This is a genomic window from Geodermatophilus sp. CPCC 205506, from assembly GCF_051383635.1.
Classification (GTDB): Bacteria; Actinomycetota; Actinomycetes; order Mycobacteriales; family Geodermatophilaceae; genus Geodermatophilus.
The window spans coordinates 29,466-46,328 of sequence record NZ_JALPKP010000044.1; the positions used below are offsets into that span (position 1 = coordinate 29,466).

The 16,863-nt window shown below is 75.5% G+C and carries 14 protein-coding genes; 12 read left to right on the forward strand and 2 right to left on the reverse strand.

The features are described from left to right. Positions 1-8: 8 nt before the first annotated feature. Positions 9-1,754 carry an EAL domain-containing protein gene (locus MY520_RS21460; protein ID WP_436694601.1) on the reverse strand — a complete coding sequence of 582 codons (1,746 nt, stop codon included), beginning with the start codon at positions 1,752-1,754 and terminating at the stop codon, positions 9-11. A gap of 72 nt (positions 1,755-1,826) precedes the next feature. Beyond that, a complete protein-coding gene (locus tag MY520_RS21465) occupies positions 1,827-2,666 on the reverse strand; it encodes an EamA family transporter (RefSeq protein ID WP_436694602.1) in 840 nt (279 codons plus the stop codon). A gap of 182 nt (positions 2,667-2,848) precedes the next feature. Between MY520_RS21465 and pheS the strand changes: the two genes are divergently transcribed. The 12 genes from pheS to tyrS all read left to right on the forward strand — a co-directional run bounded on the left by pheS (position 2,849) and on the right by tyrS (position 16,613). Beyond that, the gene (gene pheS, locus MY520_RS21470) at positions 2,849-3,916 is read left to right on the forward strand and encodes a phenylalanine--tRNA ligase subunit alpha (RefSeq protein WP_436694603.1); all 1,068 of its coding nucleotides are present in this window, start codon (positions 2,849-2,851) and stop codon (positions 3,914-3,916) included. Beyond that, entirely contained in the window at positions 3,913-6,375 is a 2,463-nt protein-coding gene (pheT, locus tag MY520_RS21475) for a phenylalanine--tRNA ligase subunit beta (protein ID WP_436694604.1), read from the forward strand. The genes pheS and pheT overlap by 4 nt, the downstream gene beginning before the upstream one ends. Further along, entirely contained in the window at positions 6,368-7,180 is an 813-nt protein-coding gene (locus MY520_RS21480) for an SDR family NAD(P)-dependent oxidoreductase (RefSeq protein WP_436694605.1), read from the forward strand. Before pheT ends, MY520_RS21480 begins: the two co-directional genes overlap by 8 nt. Positions 7,181-7,312: 132 nt before the next feature. Further along, complete coding sequence (argC, locus tag MY520_RS21485; RefSeq protein WP_436694606.1) at positions 7,313-8,353, forward strand: N-acetyl-gamma-glutamyl-phosphate reductase; 1,041 nt, start codon at positions 7,313-7,315, stop codon at positions 8,351-8,353. Further along, a complete protein-coding gene (gene argJ / locus MY520_RS21490; protein WP_436694607.1) occupies positions 8,350-9,501 on the forward strand; it encodes a bifunctional glutamate N-acetyltransferase/amino-acid acetyltransferase ArgJ in 1,152 nt (383 codons plus the stop codon). The genes argC and argJ overlap by 4 nt, the downstream gene beginning before the upstream one ends. Positions 9,502-9,524: 23 nt before the next feature. Then, complete coding sequence (gene argB, locus MY520_RS21495; protein ID WP_436694608.1) at positions 9,525-10,529, forward strand: acetylglutamate kinase; 1,005 nt, start codon at positions 9,525-9,527, stop codon at positions 10,527-10,529. Beyond that, positions 10,526-11,710, forward strand: coding sequence for an acetylornithine transaminase (locus tag MY520_RS21500; RefSeq protein WP_436694609.1), 1,185 nt, complete (start codon positions 10,526-10,528; stop codon positions 11,708-11,710). Before argB ends, MY520_RS21500 begins: the two co-directional genes overlap by 4 nt. Further along, positions 11,707-12,648, forward strand: a complete 942-nt coding sequence (gene argF / locus MY520_RS21505) for an ornithine carbamoyltransferase (protein WP_436694610.1) — start codon at positions 11,707-11,709, stop codon at positions 12,646-12,648. Before MY520_RS21500 ends, argF begins: the two co-directional genes overlap by 4 nt. Beyond that, positions 12,645-13,175, forward strand: a complete 531-nt coding sequence (locus tag MY520_RS21510; protein ID WP_436694611.1) for an arginine repressor — start codon at positions 12,645-12,647, stop codon at positions 13,173-13,175. Before argF ends, MY520_RS21510 begins: the two co-directional genes overlap by 4 nt. Before the next feature lie 3 nt (positions 13,176-13,178). Further along, positions 13,179-14,615: an argininosuccinate lyase gene (argH, locus tag MY520_RS21515; RefSeq protein ID WP_436694612.1), complete on the forward strand. Its 1,437-nt coding sequence runs from the start codon at positions 13,179-13,181 to the stop codon at positions 14,613-14,615. Continuing rightward, positions 14,579-15,277, forward strand: coding sequence for a DNA-3-methyladenine glycosylase (locus MY520_RS21520; protein WP_436694613.1), 699 nt, complete (start codon positions 14,579-14,581; stop codon positions 15,275-15,277). Before argH ends, MY520_RS21520 begins: the two co-directional genes overlap by 37 nt. Positions 15,278-15,329: 52 nt before the next feature. Further along, positions 15,330-16,613: a tyrosine--tRNA ligase gene (gene tyrS / locus MY520_RS21525; RefSeq protein ID WP_436694614.1), complete on the forward strand. Its 1,284-nt coding sequence runs from the start codon at positions 15,330-15,332 to the stop codon at positions 16,611-16,613. The last annotated feature ends 250 nt before the right edge of the window (positions 16,614-16,863 follow it).

Below are 16,863 nucleotides of genomic sequence, written 5' to 3' on the forward strand. Positions count from 1 at the left end.
GGCCCGGGTCAGGCGGGGACGCGGGCCCGGTCGCGTTCCCGCGCCAGTGCCCGCTCGGCCTCCACCCGGGCGGTGACGTCGACCTGCACACCGATGTACTGCGCGACCGCGCCGTCCGGGCCGGGAACCGGCGTCAGGTGCAGCTCGTTCCACCACGGCGTCCGCTCGGGACCGCGGTGGTTGAGCAGCGTCACCCGGCACTCCTCGCCGGCCGCCACCGCGTGCCGGACGGCGGCGGCCGCGACCGGGTCGGTGTCCGGTCCCTGCAGGAAGCGGCAGTTGCGGCCCAGGAGCTCCGCGCGCGGCAGGCCGGCGAGCCGTTCGAAGGCCGGGTTGACGTACACCAGCGGCTGGTCGGGCAGCCGCAGGTCCACCACGCAGACCCCGCTGGGGAGTGCGGCCACCGCGTGCTGCCAGACGGGATCGGCGACCGGCGGAGCGGCCGGGGCGGCCGGCCCGGCGGCGGTGCGCGGGGCCGGGACGGGGAGCCCGGCCTCCACCGGGGCCGGCGGCCGGGGCGCGACCCGGGCGAGCAGCGCCGCCGCAGCCCGGACGACGGTCTCGCGGTCGTAGGTCAGCGCGTACTCGAACCGGCGCTCGAGGTCGGGGCCGCCGTCGCCGAGGTCCCGGGCGAGCAGGGCGGCGGCGAAGTGCGGGCCGAGGACAGCGACGTCCCACTCGCCGCGGACCGGGTCGCCGACCGCGAGCGCGGCGCCGCGGAGGCCAGGGAGCGGTTCGACCGGCAGGCCCTCGCCCAGCGCGCAGACGAAGCCGGTGCGCTCCACCAGGTCCCGGTAGCGCGCGACGGTGGACGGCGTGAAGTGGCGGGCCTCCTGGAAGGTCGCGGCGACGACCGAGGCCGGCCCCAGCCGCAGCGCCTCCCGCTCCAGCTGCTTGGACAGCTCGATCAGCAGCGCCTTGGGGGCCGAGCGCAGCGCGGCGCCGGTCGGCAGGCACCCGAAGGGGGAGCGGTCGGCGTCGTCGGTGAGCGTGTCCGGACGCTGCGACGGCAGCGTCAGCGCGGCGGTCTCGGCGCCGGCCACCGGACCGGGTCCGGGGCGGCCGAACAGCCACCCCTGCCCCAGCGTGGCGCCCAGCGCGCGGGCCGTCTGCAGGTGCCCGGCGTGCTCGATGCCCTCGGCGAGCACGACCGCACCGGTCCGCTCGGCGTGCGCGTTCACCGCGTTCATGATCTCGGCGATCGCCGGCCCGGGCCGCTCCTGCACCAGCCGCAGGTCGAGCTTGACGACGTCGGGGCGCAGCAGCGGCATGAACGCCAGCGACAGCGCCTCCGCGCCGACGTCGTCCACCGCCACCCCCCATCCGACCGCGCGCACCCGCTCGACGGTGCGCAGCAGCTCGGCCGGGCGGGTGGCCAGCGCCCGCTCGGTGATCTCCAGGACGACCCGCAGGCCACCGGGGGCGGCCGAGGCGATGGCGAGCAGGTCGGCCAGCGGGGCGCGGTCGAGCACCTCGGGCTCGACGTTGACGAACAGGGTCATCGGGGCCCGCAGGCCCTGCTGGACCGCGCCGCGCAGGGCGGCGCCGCGGCAGGCGGCGTCCAGGTCGGCGAGCCGGCCGGCGGCGCGGGCGGCGGCGAAGAGGGCGTCGGGTCGCTCCAGCGGCCCCTCCGGGCCGCGCGCGAGCGCCTCGTAGGCCACGACGCGCCCGGTGTCGAGCTCGACGATCGACTGGAAGACGCTGCGCACCGTCCCGGTGCGCAGGACGTCGTCGATCGAGGGAACGGAGGTCACCACGGCCGGTACATCGGCAGCTCCGGCCGCGGAGGTGAGCCGGGCCGTTCGTCCTCGCCCGGACGGGGGAGGTCAGGCCGGCAGCGTGATGAGCACGACGGCGGCGCCCGCGGCGGCCAGCCCGGCCACCTGGGTGCCGGCCAGGCGCTCCCGCAGCACGACCTGCGCGAGGACGACGGTGCTCACGGGGTAGAGCGAGGCCAGCACCCCGGTGATCGCCAGCTGCCCCTGCTGGGCCGCCAGCAGGAAGAGGGCGTTGGCCACCATGTCGCCGAGGCCGGCGACCAGCACGATCGGCAGCACGGTCCGGGGGATGCGCAACGACTGCCGTGACACCAGGGCCAGGACGACGACCAGCGTCACCGACACCACCCGCGCGCCGACCAGCGGGCTGAGCTCGGAGGCCTCCCGGGTGCGGTCGAGCAGCACGAAGAACAGCCCGAACCCGGCGCCGGCGGCCAGCGCCGGCACCACGCTCGCCGGCCGGGCGGTGCGCAGCGAGCCCAGCCCGTCCTCCGCGGCCACGAGGACGACGGCGACCAGCGCCAGCCCGATGCCGACCACCGCCCACCACGCCATCCGCTCGCCGAGCCCCAGGCCGACCACGACCGGGAGCGCGGCGGCCGACACCGCCGTCACGGGAGCGACGACGCTCATCACGCCCTCGGCGAGCGCCCGGTAGAAGAGCACCAGCCCGGCCGCCCCGGCCACGCCCGCGGCGGCGCCCCAGAGCAGGTCGGCCGCGACCGGGTCGCCGCCGAGCCAGGGCAGCAGGACCAGCAGCGCGGCCAGCCCGGCGGCCTGGGAGAGGGCCACCACCGCGAACGCCGTCGCCCGGCGGGTGGCCAGGCCGCCGCAGAAGTCGGCCATGCCGTAGACCACCGCGCTGGCCAGCGCCAGCAGGACCGCCACGCCCACCCCCGAGCCGGCACGCCCGGCGCGTGCCCCTCCTCCGTGTCTAGCACCCGGGCTCCGGCCGGTACCGCGGCGCCGGGCGGGTTGGCCGACGTGCGCCGGTGGATGGCGGGATCCCGGCGGCCGCGGGCCGGAACCCGGGCGCGGCCGCCGCTGCCGGGCGGGCAGAATGGCCTCCCGTGTCTGGCGCCAACGACCCCTACGACCCCAAACAGGTCGCCGCCCTCTCGGCCGAGGCGCTCGGCGCCGCCGTCGCCGACGCGCTGGCGGCCTTCGCCGCGGCGGCTGACCTCGAGGCGCTGGCCGCGGTCCGCCCGGCGCACCTCGGTGACCGCGCGCCGGTGCTGCTGGCTCGCCGCGAGCTGGGCGCGCTGCCGCCGGCCGCGCGGTCGGACGCCGGCAAGCGGGTCAACGCCGCGCGGGTCGCCGTCACCGAGGCCCACGCGGCCCGCCTGGCCGAACTGGAGGCCGAGCGCGACGCCCGGGTGCTCGCCGAGGAGCGGGTCGACGTCACCCTGCCCTGGGACCGCACCCCCCGCGGCGCCCGGCACCCGCTGACCACGCTCACCGACCGGATCGCCGACATCTTCGTGGGCATGGGCTACGAGGTCGCCGACGGCCCGGAGCTCGAGGCGGAGTGGCTCAACTTCGACGCGCTCAACATCGGCCGCGACCACCCGGCGCGCACGATGATGGACACCTTCTTCGTCGCCCCCGAGGGCTCCGGCCTGGTGCTGCGCACGCACACCAGCCCGGTGCAGGCCCGGACGATGCTCTCCCGCACGCCGCCGATCTACGTCGTCGCGCCCGGCCGGGTGTACCGGACCGACGAGCTGGACGCGACGCACACCCCGGTCTTCCACCAGGTCGAGGGCCTGGCCGTCGACCGCGGGCTGACGATGGCGCACCTGCGGGGCACGCTGGACCACCTGGCCCGGCTGCTGTTCGGCGCCGAGGCGATCACCCGCTGGCGGCCGTCGTACTTCCCGTTCACCGAGCCCTCGGCGGAGTTCGACGTCTGGTTCCCGGAGCACCGCGACGGCCCGCGCTGGGTCGAGTGGGGCGGCTGCGGCATGGTCAACCCGCGGGTGCTGGTGGCCTGCGGCATCGACCCCGAGGAGTTCAGCGGCTTCGCCTTCGGCCTGGGCATCGAGCGGGCGGTGCAGTTCCGCTCCGGCGTCCCCGACATGCGCGACATGGTCGAGGGCGACGTCCGGTTCACGACCGCGTTCGGAGTGGAGCAGTGAGGGTCCCCATCGGCTGGCTGGCCGAGCACGTCGACCTCCCCGGGGGCGTCACCGTCGAGGACCTGGACACCGCCTTCGTGCGGCTCGGGCTGGAGGTGGAGGAGATCCACCGGGCCGCGGAGGTGACCGGCCCGCTCGTCGTCGGCCGGGTGCTGGAGATCCAGGAGCTGACCGGGTTCAAGAAGCCGATCCGGTTCTGCCGGGTCGACACCGGTGAGGGCGAGCCGCGCGGGATCGTCTGCGGCGCCACCAACTTCGTCGTCGGCGACGCCGTCGTGGTCGCGCTGCCCGGCGCGGTGCTGCCCGGCGGCTTCGAGATCGCCTCGCGGACCACCTACGACCGCCTCTCGGACGGGATGATCTGCTCGGTCCGCGAGCTGGGCATCGGCGAGGACCACACCGGGATCCTGGTGCTGGGCGACGACGCCCCCGCACCCGGCACCCCGGCCGGCCCGGTCGTCGGGCTGGACGACGTGGTGATCGAGCTGGCCGTCACCCCCGACCGCGGCTACTGCCTGTCGATGCGCGGCATCGCCCGTGAGGTGGGCACCGGCCTGGGCGTGGACTGGCGCGACCCGGGGGCGGCCACCCCGCCGGCGTGGTCGGGCGAGCCGGCGTGGACGGTCACCGTCGAGGACCCCGCCCGCTGCGACCGCTTCTCCATGATCGCGCTGGAGGGCCTGGACCCGACCGCGCCGACCCCGTGGTGGATGCGCCGCCGGCTGGCGCAGTCCGCCGTCCGCAGCATCTCGCTGGCCGTCGACGTCACCAACTACGTGATGCTCGAGCTCGGCCAGCCGATGCACGCCTTCGACCGGGACCGGGTGACCGGGCCGATCGTCGTCCGGCGGGCCCGGACGGGGGAGCGGCTCACCACCCTCGACGGCGCCGACCGCCGGCTGGATCCCGACGACCTGCTGATCACCGACGACACCGGCCCGATCGGCCTGGCCGCGGTCATGGGCGGCGCGTCCACCGAGATCGGCGACGGGACGCGGAACGTGCTGCTCGAGGCCGCGCACTGGGAGCCGACCGGGGTGGCCCGGACCGCCCGCCGGCACCGGCTGCCCAGCGAGGCGGCCAAGCGCTTCGAGCGCGGCGTCGACCCGGAGATGACGATGGTCGCGCTGGCTCGCGCGGCCGCGCTGCTCGGCGAGTACGGCGGCGCGCGCGTCGTCGGCACGCCGGTGGACGTCGACACCCGCGGCCCGCGCCCCGGCATCCCGCTGGACGCCGCCCAGCCGGGGCGGGTCGCCGGCGTCCCCTACGCGCCGGCCCAGGTGGTCGAGCTGCTGGCCAAGGTCGGCTGCACGGTCGACGGCGAGGGCGGCCCGCTGACGGTCACCCCGCCGTCCTGGCGACCGGACCTCACCGACCCCGCCGACCTGGTCGAGGAGGTCGTCCGGCTCGCGGGCTACGACGACGTCCCCTCGGTGCTGCCGACGACGCCGCCCGGGCGCGGGCTCACCGAGAACCAGCGCCGCCGCCGGGCGATCGGCCGGAGCCTCGCCGAGGCCGGCTACGTCGAGGCGCCGTCCTACCCCTTCGTCGGGACGCAGGCCCTCGACGCGCTCGGCCTGGCCGGCGACGACCCGCGGCGTGCGGTGGTCCTCGTCCGCAACCCGCTGTCGGAGGAGGAGCCGGCGCTGCGCACCACGCTGCTGCCCGGCCTGCTGGCCTCCCTGGCCCGCAACCTCTCCCGCGGCCGGCGCGACCTCGCGCTCTTCGAGCACGGGTCGGTCTTCCCCGGTGCCGAACGGAGTCCCGCCCCGCTGCCCGGCGTCGACCGGCGCCCGGACGACGAGACGCTGGCCGCGCTGCTCGGCGCCGTGCCGGAGCAGCCCTGGCACGTCGCCGTGGCGCTGGCCGGCAACCGGGAGCCGCGGGGCTGGTGGGGGCCGGGCCGTCCCGCGGTCTGGGCCGACGCGGTGCAGGCCGCCCGCCAGGTCGCCGCAGCCGCCGGTGTCGAGCTGACCGTCCGGGCGGGCGAGCGGGCGCCCTGGCACCCCGGGCGCTGCGCCGAGCTGCTGGCGGGTGACCGGGTCGTCGGTCACGCCGGTGAGCTGCACCCGCGGGTGTGCACCGCGCTGGACCTGCCGGCCCGCACCTCGGTGATGGAGCTGGACCTCGACGCGCTGCCGGCCCCGTCGGTGCCGGTCGGCCCGGCCGTCTCCACCTTCCCGCCGGTGCTGCTGGACCTCGCGCTCGTGGTCCGCGACGAGGTGCCGGCCGCCGAGGTGGATGCCGCGCTCCGGGCGGGCGCGGGCGAGCTGCTGGAGTCGCTGCGGCTGTTCGACGTCTACACCGGGCCGCCGGTGCCGGCCGGGTTCCGCTCGCTGGCCTACGCGCTGACCCTGCGGGCACCGGACCGCACACTCACCAGCGAGGAGGCGACCGCGGTCCGCGACGCGGCGGTCGCCGCGGCCGCCGAGCGGGCGGGTGCCGAGCTCCGTGGCTGAGCTGTCCGGCACCGTCGCGCTCGTCACGGGCGCGTCGACCGGCATCGGCCGGCACCTGGTGCACGGCCTGGCCGCCCGCGGCGCGATGGTCGTCGGGGTGGCCCGCGGCGCCGACCGGCTGGCCGCGGCGATGGACGACGTCGCCGCGGCCACCGGCGCGCGCACCCTCGCCCTGGCCGCCGATGTCACCGAACGGGCTGCGGTGGAGGCCGCCGTCGCGCAGGCCACCGCGGCGTTCGGCCGGGTCGACCTGCTGGTCAACAACGCCGGCCTGATCGACGCGTCCGAGGTGCCGTTGTGGGAGGCCGACCCCGAGCAGTGGTGGCGGGTCGTCGAGAGCCACATCCGCGGGGCCTTTCTGATCTGCCGGGCGGTTGTCCCCGGCATGGTCACGCGCGGCGGGGGACGGGTGGTGAACCTCGCCAGCGGTACGGGGCTGCGCGCCAAGCCGGTCTACTCGGCGTACTCGGTGGCGAAGAGCGGCCTCATGCGGATCACCGAGGCGCTGGCAGAATCACTGACCGGTACGGGTGTCACGGTCTTCGATCTCGCGCCGGGGGTCGTGGACACCGACATGACCCGTTCCATGCCGATGTGGGCGGGCAGGACGGACTGGACCGACCCCGAACTGGTGGTGAGCTGGGTCGTCGCGATCGCCGAGGGGCGCCTCGACCAGTGGTCGGGACGGTTCATCCACACGGTCGCTGACGACCTCGAGGCCCTCGCGGGCGTGCGCACGCTCGACGCGGACGCCCGCCGCCTCCGCCTCTCGCCGTGGGGCGACGGAGACACCTTCCGCCGCTGAGCGCTCCGCGACCCCGGGTCTCTGGTCGGTTTCCGCGGAAATCGTCGGGGTGGCGGCGGCGGTTTCCGCGGAAAGCGCCGGGGTGGGGAACCCGGCTGAACAATCATGCATGGTCGTGTATGGTCATGCAGCATGACGGCAGGGCAGACGTGGACGGTCGGGGTCACCGGCGCCACCGGGTACGCGGGGGGTGAGGTGTGCCGGCTGCTGGCCGGGCACCCGAGCCTCCGGCTGGCCGGGGTGCACGCCAACTCGAGCGCCGGCCGACGCCTGGGTGAGCTGCAGCCGCACCTGCTGCCCTTCGCCGACATGGAGGTCAAGGCGAGCGGCGCGGCCGACCTGGCCGGCTACGACGTCGTCGTCCTGGCCCTGCCGCACGGGGAGAGCGCCGCGATCGCCGCGCAGCTCCCGGCCGACACCCTGGTCATCGACTGCGGCGCCGACCACCGGCTCAACGACCCCGCGGCCTGGGCCCGGTGGTACGGCGGCGAGCACGCCGGCTCCTGGCCGTACGGCCTGCCCGAGCTGCCCGGCCAGCGCGAACAGCTGGCCGGTGCCCGGCGGATCGCCGTCCCGGGCTGCTACCCGACCTCGGTCACGCTGGCCCTCGCGCCGGCGCTGGCCGCCGGGCTGGTCGAGCCCGACGTCGTCGTGGTAGCGGCCAGCGGCACCTCCGGCGCGGGGAAGTCCGCGAAGCCGCACCTGCTGGGCAGCGAGGTGATGGGCTCGGTCAGCGCCTACGGCGTGGGCGGGGTCCACCGGCACACGCCCGAGATGGTGCAGAACCTCTCCCGGGCCGCCGGGGCACCGGTGACCGTCAGCTTCACCCCGACGCTGGTGCCGATGAGCCGGGGCATCCTCGCCACCTGCTCCGCGCCGCTGACCTCCGGGACGGACGGCGCCGCCGCGCGGGCCGCCTTCGAGAAGGCCTACGCCGACGAGCCGTTCGTGCACCTGCTCCCCGAGGGGCAATGGCCGACGACGGCCCAGGTGCTCGGCGCGAACACCGTCGCCCTGCAGGTCGCGGTCGACCCGGACGCCGGCCGGCTGGTCGTCATCGCGGCCGTCGACAACCTCACCAAGGGCACCGGGGGAGCGGCGGTCCAGTGCGCCAACCTCGCCCTCGGCCTGCCCGAGACCACCGGCCTGCCCGTGGTGGGGGTCGCGCCGTGAGCACCACCGCACCGAAGGGCTTCCGGGCCGCGGGCGTCGCCGCCGGTCTCAAGAGCACCGGCGCGAACGACGTCGCGCTGGTCGTCAACGACGGTCCGGACGACGTCGCCGCGGCCGTCTTCACCACCAACCGCTTCCCGGCCGCTCCGGTGCTGTGGAGCCGGCAGGTCCTCGGCGGCGGCCGGGTCAGGGCGGTCGTGCTCAACTCCGGCGGGGCCAACGCCTGCACCGGGCCCGAGGGCTTCCAGGACACCCACGCCACCGCCGAGCACGTCGCCGCCGAGCTCGGCATCGGCGCGATCGACGTCGCGGTCGCCTCCACCGGGCTGATCGGCGTCCGGCTGCCGATGGAGAAGCTGACCGCCGGGGTCACCGCCGCGGCCGGGGCGCTGGCCGAGGACGGTGGCCAGGACGCCGCGCTGGCGATCATGACCACCGACAGCGTTCCCAAGACGACCGTGCAGGCCCGCGACGGCTGGACCGTCGGGGGCATGGCGAAGGGTGCGGGCATGCTCGCGCCGAGCCTGGCCACGATGCTCGTCGTCCTCACCACGGACGCGGTGGTCGACGCGGGCACCCTGCAGACGGCGCTCAAGGAGGCGACCGGCGTCAGCTTCGAGCGGGTCGACTCCGACGGCTGCCTGTCCACCAACGACACGGTCATCGTCATGGCGTCCGGGGCCAGTGGGGTGTCGCCGAGCGCCGAGAAGATCACCGAGGCGCTCACCGCGGCGGCCACCGACCTGGCCATGCAGTTGCTGGCCGACGCCGAGGGCTCGACGAAGGACATCGCGATCACCGTCCGCAACGCCGCCACCGTCGAGGACGCGCTGACCGCCGGCCGGGCCTGCGCCCGCAACAACCTGCTCAAGACGGCGTTGTTCGGCAACGACCCCAACTGGGGCCGGGTGCTGGCCGCGATCGGCACCACCGACGCCGCCTTCGAGTCCGACCGGGTCGACGTGACCATCAACGGCGTCACCGTCTGCCGCGGCGGCGCGATCGGCGACCCCCGGGAGGGCGTGGACCTCTCCGGCCGCGCCATCACCATCGACGTCGACCTGAGGGCCGGCACGGAACAGGCGACGATCTGGACCAACGACCTGTCCATCGCCTACGTCCACGAGAACTCGGCGTACTCCACATGAGCCAGAGCGAGCCGGAACCCCACGTGACCACCGCGCACGACCCGAACGCCCAGGACCCCACGCCGCCCGACGTCCGCGTCGACGAGCTCCGGCCGCCCCGGAAGGTCGGCACCCGCCGGGTCATGCGCACCGACGACCCCGAGGGCGACCGGCTGAAGGTCGCCGTCCTCACCGGCGCGCTGCCGTGGCTCAAGGAGTTCCACGGCAACGTCGTCGTCGTGAAGTACGGCGGGCACGCGATGGTCGACGAGGAGTGCCGCCGGGCCTTCGCCGAGGACATGGTGTTCCTGCGGACGTGCGGCATCCACCCGGTCGTCGTGCACGGCGGCGGGCCGCAGATCACCGAGATGCTCGCCCGGCTCGGCGTCGAGAGCGAGTTCCGCGGCGGCCTGCGGGTCACCACGCCGGAGACGATCGACGTCGTCCGGATGGTGCTGACCGGCCAGGTCACCCCCGAGGTCGTCGGGCTGATCAACCAGCACGGCCCACTGGCCGTCGGCCTGTCCGGGGAGGACGGCGGCCTGTTCACCGCGGCCCGCACCCACGCCCTGGTCGACGGCCGGCCGGTCGACGTCGGTCTGGTCGGCGACGTCGTCGCCGTCGACCCGACCCCGGTCAGCGCGCTGCTGGCCTCCGGGCACATCCCGGTGGTCGCCACCGTCGCGCCGGACGCCGACGGCGTGGTGCACAACGTCAACGCCGACACCGCGGCGGCGGCACTGGCCGTCGCGCTGGGAGCGGTGAAGCTCGTCGTCCTCACCGACGTCGAGGGCCTCTTCGCCGACTGGCCCGACCGCGACTCGCTGGTGCAGCAGATCGACGCCGCCGAGCTGGCCGAGATCCTGCCGACGCTGGACGCGGGGATGCTGCCGAAGATGGCCGCCTGCCTGCGGGCGGTCAACGGCGGGGTGAACCGGGCGACCGTCGTCGACGGCCGCTCGCCGCACGCCCTGCTGCTGGAGATGTTCACCACCGAGGGCACCGGGACGATGGTCGTCCCGGCCGAGAACGGGAAGGAGCCGGCATGACCCGCACGGAGGAGCTGGCCACCCGCTGGTCGGCCGTCATGATGAGCAACTACAAGACCCCGCCGGTGGCGCTGGCCCGCGGTGCGGGGGCGACCGTCTGGGACGTCGACGGCCGTGAGTACACCGACCTGCTCGGCGGGATCGCCACCACGATCCTCGGCCACGCCCACCCCAAGGTGGTCGAGGCGATCACCCGGCAGGCGCAGACCCTCGGGCACGTCTCCAACCTGGCGATGCACGAGCCCGGCGTGCTGCTCGCCGAGCGGCTGCTCGAGCTCGCCGGCCGGCCCGGGCGGGTGTTCTTCTGCAACTCCGGGGCCGAGGCCAACGAGGCGGCCTTCAAGATCAGCCGGCTGACCGGGCGGCCTGAGGTGGTCACCGCGGTGGGCTCGTTCCACGGCCGGACCATGGGGGCGCTCGCGCTCACCGGTCAGCCGGGGAAGGCCGACGCCTTCGCCCCGCTGCCCGGCGGGGTCCGGTTCGTGGCCTACGGGGACGCCGGCGAGCTGGCCGGCACGGTCTCCGAGCAGACGGCGATGGTGCTGCTCGAGCCGATGCTCGGCGAGGGCGGCGTGCTGCCCGCGCCCGCCGGCTACCTGGCCGCCGCCGCGCAGACCGCCTCGGCGGCCGGGGCGCTGTTCGCCGTCGACGAGGTGCAGACCGGCACCGGCCGCACCGGGCACTGGTTCGCCCACCAGGCCGACGGCCTGCAGCCCGACCTGATCACGGTGGCCAAGGCGCTCGGCGGCGGGCTGCCGATCGGCGCCACCCTGGCCTTCGGCGCGGCCGCCGACCTCATGACGGCGGGCTCGCACGGGTCGACCTTCGGCGGCAACCCGATCGCCGCCGCGGCCGCCCTCGCCGTCCTGGACACGATCCGCGACGAGGGGCTGCTGGAGCGGGCCAAGGAGCTCGAGCACCGGTTCACCGCCGGCATCGAGGGTCTGGGCGCCCCGGGGATCAGCGGCGTGCGGGGGAAGGGCGCGCTGCTGGGCGTCGTCCTCACCGCGCCGGTGGCCGGTGCCCTGGAGGCGCAGCTGCGGGAGGCCGGCTTCCTCACCAACGCCGTCGCCCCCGACGTGCTGCGGCTGGCGCCGTCCCTGGTGCTGACCGACGCCCAGGTCGACGCCTTCGTCGCCGCCCTGCCGGCGGCCGTCGAGGCTGCGACGGCCGGCCAGTGACCCGGCACCTCCTCCGCGACGACGACCTCACCCCGGCCGAGCAGGCCGAGGTGCTGGCGCTGGCCGCCGATCTCAAGCGGACCCGGCACACCCCGCAGGCGCCGACCCCCCTGGCCGCGCCGAACGGTGTGCCCCGGGCGGTCGCGGTGCTCTTCGACAAGCCGTCCACCCGCACACGGGTGTCCTTCTCGATCGGCATCGCCGAGCTCGGCGGCTACCCGCTGGTGATCGACGCGGCGTCCAGCCAGCTCGGTCGCGGCGAGCCGATCGAGGACACCACCCGCGTGCTCGACCGGCAGGCCGCCGCGATCGTCTGGCGGACCTTCGGCCAGGAGCGGATCGAGGCGATGGCCGCGGTCAGCCGGGTGCCGGTGGTCAACGCGCTGACCGACGAGTTCCACCCGTGCCAGATCCTGGCCGACCTGCAGACGGTGCTCGAGCGCCGCGGCCGGCTGGCCGGGCTGACCTTCACCTACCTCGGCGACGGCGCGAACAACATGGCGCACTCCTACCTGCTCGGGGGCGCCACGGCGGGCATGCACGTGCGGATCGGCTCGCCGGAGTCCTTCCAGCCCGATCCCGGCATCCTGAAGCGGGCGGCGGAGATCGCGGCGGAGACCGGCGGCTCGGTGCGGTGGACCACCGACGCCGCGGCCGCCGCCGACGGCGCCGACGTGCTGGCCACCGACACCTGGGTCTCGATGGGCCAGGAGGGGGAGTACGAGGCGCGGATCGCCCCGTTCCTGCCCTACGCGGTGGACGACGCCGCGCTGGCCCGGGCCGCGGATGACGCCGTCGTGCTGCACTGCCTGCCGGCCTACCGCGGCAAGGAGATCTCGGCGGGCGTGATCGACGGGCCGCAGAGCGCGGTCTGGGACGAGGCGGAGAACCGGCTGCACGCTCAGAAGGCGCTGCTGGCCTGGCTGCTGTCCCGATGACCGGCGCGCCGACCCGCTCCGCCCGCCAGGCCCGCATCCGGCGGCTGATCGAGGCCCAGCCGGTGACCTCGCAGAGCCAGCTGGCGGCGCTGCTGGCCGAGTCGGGCATCGAGGTCACCCAGGCGACGCTGTCGCGGGATCTCGAGGAGCTGGGTGCGGTCAAGATGCGCGGCTCGGACGGCGCTCCGGCGTCCTACGTGCTGCCGCCGGAGAACGCCCCGCTGCGCCCGGCGCAGGCCGCACCGGCCCGGCTGATCCGGCTGCTGGCCGACCTGCTGACCAGCGCCGAGGGCAGCGCCAACCTGGCCGTCCTGCGCACGCCCCCGGGGGCCGCGCAGTTCCTGGCCTCCGCCCTGGACAAGGTCGGCCTCCCCGACGTCCTGGGCACGATCGCCGGGGACGACACTCTCCTGGTCGTCTCCCGCGAGCCCGACGGCGGCCCGGCCCTCGCCGCCCGCCTGACCGCGCTCGCGGAGCGTTCACCGGCCGTGTACCCCGAACTGCACTCAGACCTGGGAGAGAGCTGAACCGTGACCTCGGCACCCTCGGACACCCGGCTGTGGGGGGGCCGCTTCGGCGGCGGCCCCTCTCCGGCGATGGCCGCGCTGAGCAAGTCGACCCACTTCGACTGGCAGCTCGCCGTGTTCGACCTGGCCGGCTCGCGGGCGCACGCGCGTGTGCTGCACCGGGCCGGACTCCTGACCGACGACGAGCTGGCCCGGATGGTCGGGGCGCTCACCGAGCTCTCCGCCGAGGTGGCGGCGGGCACCTTCGGCCCGGTCGAGTCCGACGAGGACGTCCACGAGGCACTCGAGCGGGGACTGTCGGAGAAGCTCGGTGCGCTGGGCGGCAAGCTGCGCGCCGGCCGCAGCCGCAACGACCAGATCGCCACCGACCTGCGGCTCTACCTGCGCCACCACGTCCGCACCCTCGTCGGCGAGCTGGCGTCGCTGGAGTACGCGCTGGTCGGGCTGGCCGAGCGGTACGCCGACGTCGCCGCGCCCGGCATGACCCACCTGCAGCACGCCCAGCCGGTGCTCATCGCCCACCAGCTGCTGGCCCACGCGCACGCGCTCTCCCGCGACGTCGACCGGCTGCGCGACTGGGACCGGCGGACCGCCGTCAGCCCCTACGGCTCCGGCGCGCTGGCCGGCTCGTCGCTGCCGCTGGACCCGGACGCCGTCGCCGCGGAGCTCGGCTTCGACCGCGCCTCGGACAACTCGATCGACGGCGTCAGCGACCGTGACTTCGCCGCCGAGTTCTGCTTCGCCGCGGCGCTGATCGGCGTCCACCTCTCCCGGCTGGGGGAGGAGGTCGTGCTCTGGACGTCGACCGAGTTCGGCTGGGCCCGGCTGGACGACGCCTGGGCGACCGGGTCGTCGATCATGCCGCAGAAGAAGAACCCCGACATCGCCGAGCTGGCCCGCGGCAAGTCCGGCCGCTTCGTCGGCAACCTGACCGGGCTGCTGACCATGCTCAAGGGCCTGCCGCTGGCCTACGACCGGGACCTGCAGGAGGACAAGGAGCCTGTCTTCGACTCGATGTCGCAGCTGCTGCTCCTGCTGCCGGCGGTCACCGGGATGGTCGCCACGCTGACGCTGCGCCCCGACGTGCTCGAGGCCGCGGCGCCGCAGGGCTTCGCCCTGGCCACCGACGTCGCCGAGTGGTTGGTCCGGCAGGGCGTGCCGTTCCGGTCGGCACACGAGATCAGCGGCGAGATGGTGGCGTTCTGCGAGGGGGCCGGGCTCGAGCTCGACGAGCTGGACGACGACCAGCTGGCCGGCATCGACGAGCGGCTGACCCCCGACGTCCGATCGGTGCTGTCGGTGCGCGGCGCCCTGGCCGCGCGCAACACCCGCGGCGGGACGGCGCCCGAGCGGGTCGCCGAGCAGCTGACGTCGCTGGCGGAGCAGGCGCGGCAGCACACCGAGTGGGCGTCGTCCTCGCCCGTGGCGGCCGCCCTCTGAGCTCGCCGTCGCCCGGGCCGCTCCTCACCGCCGAGGAGCTGCTCGGGCCGCCCGACGTCGTGGCCCCCACCCTGCTCGGCTGCTGGCTGGTCACCGACCGCCCGGTGGGCCGGGTGGCGCTGCGGCTCACCGAGGTCGAGGCCTACGCCGGCGACGGCACCGACCCGGCGGCCCACTCGCACCGCGGGCCCACGCCCCGCGCGGCGATCATGTTCGGCCCGCCCGGGCGCCTCTACGTCTACTTCAGCTACGGCGTGCACTGGTGCGCCAACGTCGTCGTGGGCCCCGAGGGGCACGGCTCGGCGGTGCTGCTGCGCGCCGGGGAGGTCGTGGTGGGGGAGGAGCTGGCCCGCAGCCGCCGGCCGGCGGCCCGGTCCGGGCGCGACCTCGCCGGCGGGCCGGCCCGGCTGACCCAGGCCCTGGCGATCGGTCCCGACGACAAGGACGCCGACCTGCTCTCCCCGGACAGCTTGGTCCGGCTGCACCGCGGCGACCCGCCGGCGGAGGTGTCGGCGGGCCCGCGGGTCGGCATCAGCCTGGCCACGGACCTGCCGTGGCGCTTCTGGGAGACCGGCGCGGAGTCGGTGAGCGTGTTCCGCCCGGGTGCTCGTCCCCGCCGCCGCGCGGCCGGGCGAGACGGCGGCCCGGGACCGCGCGCGTGACGTCGGGCCGCCCGGGCGGACGGACCGCGAGGACGCCAGCGAGGATGGTGCCGTGATCGACGTGATCGACGAGCTGCACCGCCGTGGGCTGATCGCCCAGAGCACCGACGAGGACGGGCTGCGTGCGCACCTGGCCGAGGGGCCGGTCGCCTACTACGCGGGCTTCGACCCGACCGCGCCCAGCCTGCACGTCGGCCACCTGCTCCAGTTCATGGTGCTGCGGGCGCTGCAGCGTGCCGGGCACCAGCCCGTCGTCCTCGTCGGCGGGGCCACCGGGCTCATCGGTGACCCGCGGCCCTCGGCCGAGCGCCAGCTCAACGACCGCGGCACGGTGGCCGCGTGGGTGGACCGCATCCGCGAGCAGGTGGCGCCCTTCCTCGAGGTCCCTGCGGAGACCGAGGGACTCAAGGGCCCCATCTACGTCGACAACCTGGAGTGGACCGCGCCCGTCTCCGCGATCGACTTCCTGCGCGACCTGGGCAAGCACTTCCGGGTCAGCCAGATGCTGGCCAAGGAGGCGGTGTCGGCCCGGCTCAACTCCGAGGCCGGGATCAGCTACACCGAGTTCAGCTACCAGATCCTGCAGGCCAACGACTACCGCGAGCTGCACCGCCGGCACGGGGTGACGCTGCAGACCGGTGGCTCCGACCAGTGGGGCAACCTCACCGCGGGCATCGACCTCGTGCGCCGCACCGAGGGCGCCCGCGTGCACGCCCTGTCGACCCCGCTGGTGACGAAGTCCGACGGCACCAAGTTCGGCAAGTCCGAGGGTGGTGCCGTCTGGCTCGACCCGGCACTCACCTCGCCCTACGCCTTCTTCCAGTTCTGGCTCAACGCCGAGGACGCCGACGTCCGCGCCTGGTTGCCGCTGTACTCCGAGCGCCCGGCCGAGGAGGTCGACGCCCTGGTCGCCGAGAGCGTGGAACGCCCGGCGGCGCGGACGGCGCAGCGGGCACTGGCCGAGGAGCTGACCCTGCTCGTGCACGGGCCGGACGAGCTGCGCCAGGCAGAGGCCGCCGGGCGCGCGCTCTTCGGCCGGGAGGACCTCACCGCCCTCGGCGAGCAGGCCCTCGGTGCGGCCCTGCGGGAGGCCGGCAGCGTCACCGTGGACGGCGACACGCCCACCGTCGCCCAGCTGCTCCAGCTCACCGGGCTCGTGGGCAGCCTCTCCGAGGCCCGACGGACGGTGAAGGAGGGCGGCGCCTACCTGAACAACGAACGGGTGACCGACGCCGACGCCGCGCCGGGGGAGGACGCGTGGCTGCCCGGCGGGTGGCTGGTGCTCCGGCGCGGCAAGCGCGCGGTGGCCGGCGTGCAGCGCGGCACGACGCCCTGACCTGCATGTGAACGGCGTGTGACATGCCGGTTCCGGCGGGGTGTCCGGCGTCACCGGGTACTGGTTTGACACGGCCAGCAGGCCCACGTAACTTTCTCTCTGCGCCGGGAACGACCGCGAGGCCGGGCCCGGGCGCCAGAGTGCGACACAACAAGCCGAAGACGACGGCCGGGAGGCCTGGTTCTCCGCGCGTCCGCTCCTTGAGAACTCAACAGCGTGCCGAAAGTCAGTGCCAAGTAACAACCCCTTT

Excerpts from the sequence above, each read along its gene's own strand:
- argC (WP_436694606.1), top strand. The coding sequence starts at position 7,313 with ATGACGGCAGGGCAGACGTGGACGGTCGGGGTCACCGGCGCCACCGGG.
- MY520_RS21500 (WP_436694609.1), top strand. The coding sequence starts at position 10,526 with ATGACCCGCACGGAGGAGCTGGCCACCCGCTGGTCGGCCGTCATGATG.
- MY520_RS21510 (WP_436694611.1), top strand. The coding sequence starts at position 12,645 with ATGACCGGCGCGCCGACCCGCTCCGCCCGCCAGGCCCGCATCCGGCGG.